Here is an 11,326-nt window from a genome sequence, read left to right as displayed (position 1 = left end):
GCCAGGCGCTGGTCCGGGCGGGCTTTCGGGTCCTGGTCGAGTCCGACCCCGAACTGACCGTGGTGGGCGAGGCCGCGAACGGGGCGCAGGCCGTCGAGTTGATCCGGCGCGAACGACCGGACGTGGTCCTGATGGACATTCAGATGCCGGAGGTGGACGGCATCGAGGCGACCCGGCAGGTACTCGCCGAGGGCCCGCAACCGCCGACCACCCGGGTGCTGGTGCTGACCACGTTCGACCTGGACGAGTACGTGTTTGCCGCACTGCGCGCGGGGGCCAGCGGTTTCCTGCTCAAGGACACCCCACCCGCCGACCTGCTCGCCGCGATCCGGGTGGTCGCGGCCGGGGACGGTCTGCTCTCGCCCGGCGTCACCCGGCGCCTGATCGAGGAGTTCGCGCAGCGCCCGCTCGCCGCGGTGCGTGCTCCGGCGCTGCTCGGCGGCATCACCGATCGGGAGCGCGAGGTGTTGCACGAGGTGGCGCGTGGCCGGTCCAATGCCGAGATCGCCGAGCGGCTGCACCTGTCGTTGTCCACGACCAAGACCCACGTCAGCCGGCTGCTGCTGAAGCTCGACGCGCGTGATCGGGCCCAGTTGGTGATCGCCGCCTATGAAGGCGGGTTGATGAGTTGAACGCACCGGCGGTCGAGGAGCGAGCCCGTCCGTGGCCTCTCCCCGCCACTGTCGGAAGACGGTCCGGTTCGCGTGACAACGAAGCCGGGCCGTGGAAACAACCGACGCTGTAACGGCTCGGCGACGCGATGCGCGAGGCGCGGCCCCGGACTGAGACATCTACCCCCATGGGACACCTCAACTGTTCCCAACTTTCGCGCCTGGCTGCTGCGCCCGACCGACGGACCGGTCCAGGTGATCTCGCGCAGAGGCACCCGCCTGACGGACGGATTCGTCGACATCGCCGCCGCGGGCGAGCGCGATCTGCCGGAAGGGGTGCTGCTGGACGGCGAGTTGGTGGTGTGACACGACGGCAAGCTCGCGTTCGACCTGCTTCAGAAGCGCATGAACCGCACCCTCGCCGCAGCGGCGCGCGAGGCACGCACGAGCCCCGCGAACTTCGTGGCGTTCGACCTGCTTCACCGCGCCGGCGAGGACTTGGCCGCGCTGCCGTACACCGACCGCCGCGCGGCACTGGAGGCACTGTTCGCCGAGCACGACCTCGGCCCGCCCTGAGCACTGTGCCCCTCCACCACCGACCGGACGATCGCCGAAGGATGGATGCGGGACTGGGCTCCGGCTGGAATCGAGGGCCTGATGATCAAGGACGCCCGGCAGCGACACCTGCCCGGAGAGCGCCGGTGGCGCAAGTATCGGTCGAGGGACACCACCGAGGCCCTGGTGGGCGCGGTCGCGGGGAGCCTGCGCCGTCCCACCACGGTGCTGTTCGGCCGCTACCACGACACCGGGCGCCTGCGACTCGTCGGCCGAAGCAGCACCCTGAACCGCGACGTGACGGCCACCCTCGCCGCACGGCTCGCACCGGCGGACGCCGACCACCCTGGCATGGGCGCACCTTCTCCCCCGCCTGGGGCTCCCGGGAACGGCACCCGATGATCCCGGTCGAGCCGAACTTGGTCGCCGAGATCGCCGTGGACACCGCCTTCGACGACGGCAGATGGCGCCACCCGATCCGGCTGCTCCGCCTCCGCGACGACCTCGCCCCCGCCGACGTGGCACCGTTCGGCGTCGGCAACCGCCCCGCCGGCGGTTGACGTCGCGCAGGAGAGTGCTCACGGAGTGATGGCTCCGCGTCCGGCGAGTTGTGCCGCGAAGGGATACACCTGCTCGACGGCGCCCCGTCCGTGGCCGTGGCATCGAGCTGCAGATCGACGACGTCACCCACCACCAGGACGACGTCCAGGCGGTGGCTGCTGCTGATCATCGCCGTCCACTGCTCCGGGGCATCGACGGGCGGAACGCACCGGGCGGGTACCAGTCGGTGAGATCCGCCGTCGCCGGGATCTCGACGCCGCCCCCGGTCACAAGGAGTACGTCAGCGTCCATCTCCTCCATGACCACGAGTCTGCTCGGCCAGGCCGGCGACGGCGCCTCGCAAGGAGGCCGATGCCCGTACCTTCTACAGGATGGTGGAACTCTCCGAGGCGTGGATCGCGTCCGTCGAGCGGTGTTGGCGCGACACACTCGACCTATTGCTGGCGTGGCCGGAGCGCGACGCGTGTTTCTGGCTGCGCAGGTTCCCGCGCGGCTCGTGCGACATCTCCTCGTATGTGATCGCGAACGTGCTCCACGATCGGGGTCTCGGCACCTGGTGGCTGTTCACCGGCAGCTTCGACGACCCTCACGCCGGGCAGTTCGGTCACACCTGGTGCGAGTATCGGCCCGGAGGACAATCGTCCCCGGCCATGTATTTCATCGACGCGTCGTTGGGGCAGTTTCCCGACCTGGGTCGGCAGCCGACCGCCGGTCCGGGTACGAGCCCGGCGCGACAGCGTTTCGCCCGGCGGCGGCACGACGAGCAGATCGGAAGGTTGCCCGATCATTGGGCGAAGTCCGACGATGTCCGCGCCCTTGCGCACGTGCGATCCGCATCGGCGTAGTCCGCCCGCCGGGGCACTCGCCGGGGCCTCCTGCACACGAAGCTCGGCGGCACCTCGTCACGAAACCATCCCGACACGCCGACCGCGTGCATTTCCAACCAATCGGCACTCATACTCGAACACATAATCGACAAGAGTGACCCAAACAAGCCGGCCTGGGAGGGATCGGGCCGCTTTGAGCGGACCCTGGCGGAGACCGCTCCCAAGCGGCGGGGGCGGGACGGGATCGCGCCGCCGGGCTGGCCGCGCGGGGTTCGCCCGCCCGGTGTTCCCGGGTGGGAGGAAACGGCCGTCGTCTGGCTGCCATGCCGGCGAACGCGCTCGACAATGCCCCGGAGTGTGACCATGCCCCGACCTCGTCTCGTGCTGTGGGACATCGACCACACCCTGATCGACACCGGTGGGGTGGGTCGGGAAGTCTTCGCCGCCGCGTTCCACGAGGTCACGGGCACGCCGCTGCGGGAGATGGCGAGCGTGCACGGCCGCACCGAGCGGGTCATCTTCGCCGAGACCGCCGAGCTCCACGGACTGGACGCCGAGGGCTACGACTTCTCGGCCTTCGCGCAGGCCTTGGCCCAGGGGTACCGCGAGCGGGCCGGCGATATGCGCGAGCGCGGGCACGCCCTGCCAGGGGCCGCGGCGATCCTGGCCGCGCTGGACGCGACCGAGGGGGTCGTGCAGACCGTGGTCAGCGGCAACCCCCGCACCGTGAGTCTCGTCAAGCTCGCGGTGTTCGGCCTGGAAACGGCCATCGACTTCTCCCTGGGGGCGTACGGGGACGATCACACTGAACGCCCCGAACTGGTCCGCACGGCGCGCCGTCTCGCCGGCGAGCGCCACGGCGTCGCATTCGATCGCGGCCACACGGTCATCGTCGGCGACACCCCGGCCGACGTGGACGCGGGCCTACACGGCGGCGCGACGGTCGTCGCGGTCGCCACCGGCAGCAGCGACGCCCGGGAACTGTCGGGCGCCGCGCACGTTGTCGCCGACCTGCCCGACACCTCGGCTGTCACGGCGTTGCTTCTCGGCTGACCGCCCGCAGGCGTCGGATCGAACCGGCGCGAGCACACCGTCGGGCGGTCGTGTCGCCGCGTTGTTGCTTCCGACGCGGGGGCCCGGGCAGTGGGGGCAGTCCGGTCACTTCTGTGGACACGCTGCCGGCAGCCGCTGGGTACACAGCGGGAGCGGAGTGCCGGGGCCGGGCCCGGACGAGTTCGACGCGTCGGGGCCCGTGGTGTCCGATCGCGCGGTCAGTCGAATTTCGCGAGGACCCGCCGGGTGTTCCGCTGTAGTTCCTCGTCGCTGTCGATCGCCCTGGCCCAGCCGTCGCGGTGCGCGAGCGCCAGGGCGGCCCGGAGCGTCGGCACCGCGGGTTCCGCGGCCGCGCCCATGCGGTCCAGGCACTTCACGATGTGGTTGGCCGTCGAGGAGTTCACCTCCCACGCCCGCAGCAGTGTGTCCAGCACGGTCTGTGTCTCGGGTTCCCCGAAAAGGTCCCACAGTGCGGTGGCGGCGTGGACGCGCTGCCACTCGTAGTTGTCCGTCAGCGCTTCCCGCAGGTGCGTCACCAGGACGGGCGGGACGGGCGGGCCGATGCGTCCCAGCAGGTCGCCCACCTCGCGAATCCAGTAGTCCCCTTCGGATTCCGCCAGTTCGACGATTGCCGCGTGCACCTCGTCGCGGTCGCCGCCGAGGGCGTGCAGGGTTTGAACGGCGGCGATCCGGACGTGGGTCTCGGGGGCCGTGGTCAATCGCCGGGCCAGGGGCAGGGCGTCCGCGGCGGCCGGTCCGAACGGTGCCAGGGCCTTCAGGGCCGCGACGGTGCTGTCCCGGTGCTCGTCGCGTGCGGCCACCGCCAGCGTGTCGACGATCGCGGGCACCGCGCTCGCGTCCCCGAGTCGAGACAGGGCATCCATCAGCGCAGGCGCGGTCCCCTCGAACCACGACCGCGTGAGGTCGGCGTCGCGCAGGTGCCCGCACAACCGGGGCACCAGCACGGACGACGCCTGCGGCAGCCCGCCCGCGACCTGGAACGCCCGCCAGGCGTCGACGCCGCCGTCCAACGCCACCAGCAGAGACGGCAGCGCCCGCGCGTCCCCGAACCGGGCCAGCACACACACCGCCGTCTGGTGCGCCCGCCGCAACTCCGGGTCGGGATCCGCCCACACGTCGGGGCCGTGCTCGGCGCGCTGCGCCGCGACGTGCGCGCCCAGTGCCTCCCGGGCCTGCCCCGCGATCGCGTGACAGGCGTCCAGGACGGCGGCGGCCTCCGCGGCGACCTCCCGATCCCGCGCGCCGAGTTGTTCCGCGACCAGCAGGACCAGGGGTGTGTGGTCGCCGCGCCAGTCCTTCATCAGATCACCGGCCATGCGTATCGCGTCCAGGCGCGTGCCCGGGTCCGGACTGCGCAGCTGCGCCGTCAGCAACTCGGTGCGCGGTGCGACGCGTTCGGCGAGCGCCTCGTGGAGGGTGCGGAGCGTACGGGTGGTGTACGCGTACACGCGGTTGGACCGTTCGAGGTGGTCGAACGCGGCGACGACCTGCGGTGGTACATCCTGTGTCGTCGTTTCGGGTGTGGGATGCCGCCATGTCCGTTCCGAGGGGGCGTGGATCGCGAGTTCCTCGAGCAGCTCGACGGCCGCCGCGACGACCTCCCGCCCGGCCGCGTCCGGGGTGCAGCGGGTGTGTTGGGCCAGGGCCGCCAGTCGGGTCTGCACGTCCGCGTCCGGGTCGACGGCCACGGCGGCGAGCCATGTACGCGCGTGCTCGGAGGCGGCCGGGAGCCGCAGGGCGAGCGTCGCCATGGCCTCGACGACCGCCAACCGTTCGACGAGCCCGTGTTCGGCCCGCAGCCGGTCACGCAGCAACGCGACGGCCCGGGCGCCGCCGCCGTCGTCGACGAACAGTGCCAGGGCGGGGATCCCCGCACGCCGCACGCACACGTCCGGATCGGCCGTGAACGCGACGAGGGTGTCGGCGCGTCGCCGTAGTTCGGCCACCGCGTCCAGCCATGCCGGGAGAGGGCCGTCGGTCCAGTGGTCCAGGGATGCCATGGCGTCGTCCCCGATACCGACGATCAGCCTCACCACGGCCGCACGGTCGGGCGTCTTAGGATCGCAGGCCAACTCGAAGAGGAACGGCAGGCTCGCGGCGGTCGGTTCGTACACGCTGTTCTGGTGGTAGACAGCGCCGTAGAACTCGCCAAACGCCTCGTTGCGCTCCTCCACGTCCGCCGAGCCCATGGACCGCAGGAGAGCCGGCACCCCCTCGGCCGAGCCGTACGCGTGCTCCATCGAAGCCCAGTCGATGTCATCAAGTCCGGTGAACATGCGGGCAATGTGCCGTACCCGACCGACAGTCCCGGGTGCTCACCGAATCCGGAACACTCATGGCAGCGAGGACCGAAGGGGTGCCGGCAGGATCGATGCCGTGGCGGACGACATCCGAGAGATTTTCGAACGGGCCGGCTGTGAGGGTGCGTTGTGTGTTCAACCGCTGGGAGGCGAGGCCGAGTTCGGCCTGCGTCCGGATGCGCCGGTGGTTTCGGCCTCGGTGGTCAAGGTACAGATCGCGCTGGAGGCGGAGGCCTGGTTTGCCCAAGGCCGGTTGGACCCGCGGGAGCCCGTGACGCTGAGCGTTGCCGACCGGACTCCCGGCCCGGTCGGGATCTCGCTCTTCGATGACGATGCCGTGCTCTCGTGGCGGGACATGGTCGTGCTGATGCTCACCGTCAGCGACAATCACGCCACGGACGCGCTCCTGCGGCGAGTCGGCGTCGACGCGCTCAACGCGACCGCGGCGCGGCTCGGGCTGACCGGCACGGTGATCGAGTCCGACCTGCGGAGCATGCTCGATTCCATCGGCCGGGACCTGGGGCATCTCGGCTGGAAGGACGCGCTCGCCTGGGCGGCCGGTGCCTCGGAGGACGAGGCTGCGCGGGCCGACGAACGGCTCCTTGCCTGCCGCGCGTTGGATCCGTTGCGGGGCACCCGGACCACCCCGCGCGACATGGTCGACCTGCTGCGGCTGATCTGGACCGACCGGGCGGCCCCCGCAGCCGCCTGCGCACGGGTGCGCGCCGTGATGGCGAGGCAGGTGACCCGACACCGAATCGCGGGCGGATTCCGGCCTCCCGTGCGGGTCGCGGCCAAGAGCGGCAGCCTGGTCGGCGTGATCCGCAACGAGATCGGCGTGATCTCCTACCCCGACGGCCGCCGATACGCCGCCGCCGTCTTCACCCGCTCCCGACCGGGCTCGGACGACGCCGCCATCAGCGCGGCCATCGGCACCGCCACCGCACAGGCCGTCGCCGCGTTGCGGAACACAGGCGTCTGAAAGCCCCGCCGGTGCCGGCTTCGGGCGGGGCCGTCGGGGCTCTGCGACAGGCTCCGACGACGCAGCCGAAACGGGACAACGCCCGCACCCACGGGTCAACCAGAGGGGACACCAAGCGGCCGACCGGCGCTGGGAAACGATCACCACCGATACGGGAAACAACAAGCATGTTCGATGCTTCCTCGCGGATCACCACCAACTCGTCAACGGCCCCTCGAAGGACCACGAACAGCCCCGCGGCCGCCCCATCGCCGACGGCTCCCACCTGACCGACCCGTGCGTGCGACCCACGGAGCCGGACAGGCGATGCCGCATGAGGACACCGACATGTCGTGCCCATCGGCGTCGAAAACCGCAGTCGGTACCCGTCGGACTGGGCGGCCGTCTCCCGAGCCATCAACGAACGCACTTTTGGGCAATGCGAATTCCTGGGCGAGTGCGGAAGCCCAGCCGCTCACGAGGGACGCTGTGTCAACGTTCACGGTGAACCTGCCCGTGAAACCGGATCCCGGGTCGTCCTCACCACCGCACGCCTGGACCACGTTCCGGAGAACCTTCGGGCGAGGTGCCGGCGGTCTCACGTGAACCAGGACGCGGACCATCACAGCGCCGGCCGTTCGGCGTGACACCGGGCGGAACTCGAAGCGGCCGGACAACTGCTCCTCATTCCAACCGGCACCGAAGTGCCCTCTTCGGCGCCTCGGTTACGGCGCCACGCCGAGTCTCCACACCTGCGCGCGGAATCCGCACGAGGCCGTCGAGCACAAGCGGGATGGGAGGTCGGGTGGCGGCCGACCACACACGCCGACCGCCGGCCCCGAAACCGCGGCACCCCCGCCGGGCCCTCGCCCGGCTCGTGCTCGTATCGATTCGGCTACTTCCCGATGCGTTGTGGGTGCCGGGCTTGTTGGCGGGGCGTATGCGGCCGTCGGATGCGGTGATCAACGCACCGTCGAAGGCGTCGTCCGCGCGCCGGGCGGTGTCGACGGCCGAACGCGAGCGTCCGAGGGCTTCGACGGATCGGAGTGAGTTTCCGGCCGCGACGTGTTCGATGACGGTTTGCTTTTGCCGTGCGGTCAGGCTTGGGCGTTGTCCGCCGGTCGCCCCGGCGAAGTGCCGCGGATCCCGGCAGGTCGCCGGGTGATCGGGGCGCAGCGAACGAGGTTCGAGCGGGCACGGGGTTTTCTCGGGGACGCGAACGCACGCCGGGCGGACGCGGTCACGGTGGCGGCGCGGGTGGACGGGGCGGGACGGTTCCCGGTCCGTGCGGCGGAGCCGGCGGCCGCGGCGGTCTGGCGTTTGCCGTCAGGGCCGCGATCTCGTCGGAGATCACCTGGGGTCCGTGGATCGTGTACCGCGCCCCGCAGACGGCGACCCCCGGGAACAGGTCCAGCGCGAGGGCCCGGAACATGCCCTCCTCGACGAAGTACATCGAGCGACCGGTCAGCGTCCCGTCGCGCAACCGCACCTGCAGGCGCACCCTCCCGGCGTCCGTGCGTCGCCCGGTGCGCAGCGTCAGCGTCACTTCGGCGATGTGACTCCAGGGCAGTACCGCGGGGCCGGTCGCGTCGCGCAGCACGAGCGCGCCGGGGCCTCGAAGCACCGTTTCGCCTGCACGTGGGCCAGCCGCCACGGAATCGCCACGAAGCCGACAGCGATCGCGACGAAACCGACAGGAATGACCCACGCTCGCGCCGGGAGCGATTCCCGCGCGGACAGGGTCAGGCGGAGCATGACGACGGCGATCGCCAGCAACACCATCCCGAGGAACACATACGACGCGATCCACCCGACGCGCGCACCGCGCCCATCACCCACCCCCGCGTCGCGATGTGCCGTGCAGCGTAACGCCCCACCCCCACCGGCGCACGGGCCCGACATCCGACCGACCGAGCCCGATCTCCGCACCGGAACTCACAAGGACGGGGGTTCCTCGGCCAGGTCGGCCCAGGGATCGTCCGCCGGGCATGGAGCGGGAGGGGGCGTCGGCAGGCGGTGGACCGCGATCGCGTCCTCCACCCGCCCCCGCCCGATCAACATGCGGGCCAGGTGTGTGCGGCCGTAACCGGTGTCGGCGGCGTAGTCCCACAACGCGGTGATCGCCTCGTCGATCCTGCCCTGCGATTCCAACAGTCCGGCCAACTGCTCGACGCCGCGCCTGTCGTCGTCGCCCTCGATCCGGGCGACCACCTCGGCGATCGCCTCCTCCCCCCGCCCGACCTCGGACAGCAACCACGGCCGCAGACCCGTGACGTACTCCGCGACGTGCGGGTTCCGCTTCGCCGTCTCGGCCGCGAGGTCCAGGGCCGCGGCCGCGCCGCCGCCGGCGATCAGGAGGTCGAGGAACTCGACGATCAGACACGAGCAGTCCGCGTCGTCCAACTCCGGGCGCACCGCCTCCACCGCCTCCTCGAGGCGACCGATGCGCGCCAACAGGAGCGCCAACCGGCCCTCGACGCAAGGCACTCGCGCCTTCACGGCGGATCGCAGCGTCGCCACCGCGTCCTCGACACGGCCGGACTCCTCCAGCCGCCCGGCCAGGGAGGCGACGGCCCAGCGGGCGTGTGGTCCCGTGGCGAGCAGACGCAACTCGTCCAGCCGGTCATTCCGGGCCAGGATCGCGGTCAACTCCTCGACGTCGTTCGTCGACGTGTACCGCGCCCCGTCGATCCGCGCGCGCAGCGCCTCGACGGCCTCGTCCACCCGCCCACCACGCTCCAACACCCGGGCCAACATGACGGTGCCGTTCCACGGCCCGCCGCCGCCAACGAGTCGACGCAACAGGTCGATCACCCGGGTATCACGCCCGCGACCCTCGGTGGTCTCGACCAGGGCCTCGAGGTGGTACCAGTCGCCCAGGCGCGGGCGCAGCACCTCGATCGCCTCGTCGATACGGCCGTTGTCGGCGAGAAGTCGGGCCAGGGGATTCCACGCGTCGCGTTCGCCGGCCTCGGCCCGGGCCCGCACCGCCGCGATCGCCTCCTCGCCGCGCCCCCGGGCGTTCAAGACCCGCGCGGCCTGCTCGACGGCGGGCCACCACCGCGTCTCGGCGAACGGGGCCATCACCTCCCACGCCGCCTCGTACTCGCCACGTGTGACGAAATACCTCACCGCGCCCCGGGCACACCACCACTCCCCCAGCCGGGCCGCCTCCACCACCGCGTCCAAGTGTCCCTGCTCGAGGAGGAGATCGACGGTGCGTGGCGGCACCCCGTCGAAGAAGTCCTCCTGGCGTTGGAGTTCGTCAACGTTCATCCGCCGCACGATAGGGACCGGCCCCGACAATCGACCTCGCGTGTATGCGGCGGCGGGTCCCGCGCCGTCAAGGCCGTCGACCACGGCTGCCTCGCCCACGAGTCACAACCCGGCTGCACGGACCAAAGCGGAACGAAGAGCCGGGCGCCGTGCGGCGACGTGCCCGTCGGTCATGTACGACACACGCACGGCCCCGAACGTGCTCAAGCCTTCCACGCCCGACGCAGGCCGTTCCACATCCGCCGTGAACTGCGCCTCGCCGCCGAGCGGCGGCGCGTCCAGCCGGTCCCCCGGCATCGGGCCCCCGGCGCGGGGTCGTCCCGGTGCCGGGGGATCACGTGCGTGTGCAGATGCGGCAACGCGTTGCCCAGCGTCTCGTAGTTGACCTTCCACGGCCCGAACACGTCTTCCACGGCCCGCCCCGGGGCGCGGCGGCGTTGGCCCGGGGGTGGCGGGCGTGGAAGGCGGCCGACGGTGAGGGCGCGGTCGACGTCGTCGATGAGGAAGACGTGTTCGGTCTCGATGCCCCGGTGGTGGCGGATGAGCGCGATTTCCCAGGGGCGGCGGTGGCGTTCGTCGAGGCTGGTGGTCACGATCTCGACGTAGGTCACGGGTGCGCCGTCGGCCGGGCTCAGCATGCGATCCGGTCCTTCTCGGTGGGCGACGGCGTGTTCAGTGTTGCGGTGTCCCATAGTGCGAGTTCGTCCAGGGTCGCGGCGGCGGGTGCGAGGTGTGGTGTGGGGTGTCCTGTGGTCAGGTCGTCGGGAAGGTCGACGTTGTGATCGAGGCGGATCAGGTCGCGCCATCGGCGCAGGTGTTCGGCATGGGCGGCGATGCGCGTGCCGACGGCGCCCACGAGGCGGTCGGAGGCCAGGAGTTGGTCGAGGGTGGGGCCGCCGGACAGGAGTCGGGCGGCGGTGAGGGCTCCGACTCCGCGGATGCCGGGGATGTTGTCGGCCGGGTCGCCGGTGAGGGCTCGAAAGCACGGCCATTGCTCGGGGTGGACGCCGAAGCGGGTGTGGACGTCGGGCCGGGTCTGGACGCGTCGCTCCGGTGGGGCTCCGCGGTTGAGGACGCTGACGGCGGGGTCGGTGAGGAGTTGCAGGAGGTCGCGGTCGCCGGACATGATCCGCACCGGGCGGACTTCGGTGAGGGCTCGGG

12 protein-coding genes are annotated in these 11,326 nt (G+C 71.5%); 7 read left to right on the top strand and 5 right to left on the bottom strand.

Features of this window, described 5'->3' with window-relative positions:
- The 6 genes from ACFXMF_RS23645 to ACFXMF_RS23620 all read left to right on the top strand — a co-directional run.
- Nucleotides 1-632 (top strand): response regulator (locus ACFXMF_RS23645; RefSeq protein ID WP_380020760.1); only part of this gene is annotated, 632 nt, incomplete at its 5' end.
- Nucleotides 633-1,001: 369 nt separating this feature from the next.
- Nucleotides 1,002-1,187, top strand: a complete 186-nt coding sequence (locus ACFXMF_RS23640) for a hypothetical protein (RefSeq protein WP_379989533.1) — start codon at nucleotides 1,002-1,004, stop codon at nucleotides 1,185-1,187.
- A gap of 45 nt (nucleotides 1,188-1,232) precedes the next feature.
- The gene (locus ACFXMF_RS23635; protein WP_379989529.1) at nucleotides 1,233-1,568 is read left to right on the top strand and encodes a hypothetical protein; all 336 of its coding nucleotides are present in this window, start codon (nucleotides 1,233-1,235) and stop codon (nucleotides 1,566-1,568) included.
- Complete coding sequence (locus ACFXMF_RS23630) at nucleotides 1,565-1,726, top strand: hypothetical protein (protein ID WP_379989528.1); 162 nt, start codon at nucleotides 1,565-1,567, stop codon at nucleotides 1,724-1,726. Before ACFXMF_RS23635 ends, ACFXMF_RS23630 begins: the two co-directional genes overlap by 4 nt.
- 372 nt (nucleotides 1,727-2,098) lie before the next feature.
- Nucleotides 2,099-2,572 carry a hypothetical protein gene (locus tag ACFXMF_RS23625; RefSeq protein WP_379989527.1) on the top strand — a complete coding sequence of 158 codons (474 nt, stop codon included), beginning with the start codon at nucleotides 2,099-2,101 and terminating at the stop codon, nucleotides 2,570-2,572.
- A 345-nt stretch (nucleotides 2,573-2,917) separates the two neighbouring features.
- Nucleotides 2,918-3,607 (top strand): HAD family hydrolase, encoded by a 690-nt coding sequence (locus tag ACFXMF_RS23620; protein WP_379989526.1) that lies wholly within the window; start codon nucleotides 2,918-2,920, stop codon nucleotides 3,605-3,607.
- A gap of 218 nt (nucleotides 3,608-3,825) precedes the next feature.
- Here the strand turns inward: ACFXMF_RS23620 and ACFXMF_RS23615 are convergent, their stop codons facing one another.
- Entirely contained in the window at nucleotides 3,826-5,904 is a 2,079-nt protein-coding gene (locus ACFXMF_RS23615) for a HEAT repeat domain-containing protein (RefSeq protein ID WP_379989525.1), read from the bottom strand.
- A 100-nt stretch (nucleotides 5,905-6,004) separates the two neighbouring features.
- Here ACFXMF_RS23615 and ACFXMF_RS23610 point away from each other — a divergent pair, with 100 nt between their 5' ends.
- Nucleotides 6,005-6,910, top strand: a complete 906-nt coding sequence (locus tag ACFXMF_RS23610; protein WP_379989524.1) for a serine hydrolase — start codon at nucleotides 6,005-6,007, stop codon at nucleotides 6,908-6,910.
- Between the two features lie 1,219 nt (nucleotides 6,911-8,129).
- Here ACFXMF_RS23610 and ACFXMF_RS23605 read toward each other — a convergent pair.
- The 4 genes from ACFXMF_RS23605 to ACFXMF_RS23590 form a co-directional block, all read right to left on the bottom strand.
- Nucleotides 8,130-8,513, bottom strand: a complete 384-nt coding sequence (locus ACFXMF_RS23605; protein WP_379989523.1) for a hypothetical protein — start codon at nucleotides 8,511-8,513, stop codon at nucleotides 8,130-8,132.
- A 311-nt stretch (nucleotides 8,514-8,824) separates the two neighbouring features.
- On the bottom strand, nucleotides 8,825-10,165 hold the full coding sequence (locus tag ACFXMF_RS23600) for a tetratricopeptide repeat protein (RefSeq protein ID WP_379989522.1): 1,341 nt from the start codon (nucleotides 10,163-10,165) through the stop codon (nucleotides 8,825-8,827).
- 203 nt (nucleotides 10,166-10,368) lie between these two features.
- Nucleotides 10,369-10,803 carry a hypothetical protein gene (locus ACFXMF_RS23595; protein ID WP_379989521.1) on the bottom strand — a complete coding sequence of 145 codons (435 nt, stop codon included), beginning with the start codon at nucleotides 10,801-10,803 and terminating at the stop codon, nucleotides 10,369-10,371.
- Complete coding sequence (locus ACFXMF_RS23590; protein ID WP_379989520.1) at nucleotides 10,797-11,291, bottom strand: 5'-3' exonuclease H3TH domain-containing protein; 495 nt, start codon at nucleotides 11,289-11,291, stop codon at nucleotides 10,797-10,799. Before ACFXMF_RS23590 ends, ACFXMF_RS23595 begins: the two co-directional genes overlap by 7 nt.
- Between the last annotated feature and the right edge of the window lie 35 nt (nucleotides 11,292-11,326).

The sequence above is a fragment of the Embleya sp. NPDC059213 genome, from assembly GCF_042754445.1.
Taxonomy (GTDB): Bacteria; Actinomycetota; Actinomycetes; order Streptomycetales; family Streptomycetaceae; genus Embleya.
This window is presented reverse-complemented; position numbering and strand designations above follow the sequence as displayed.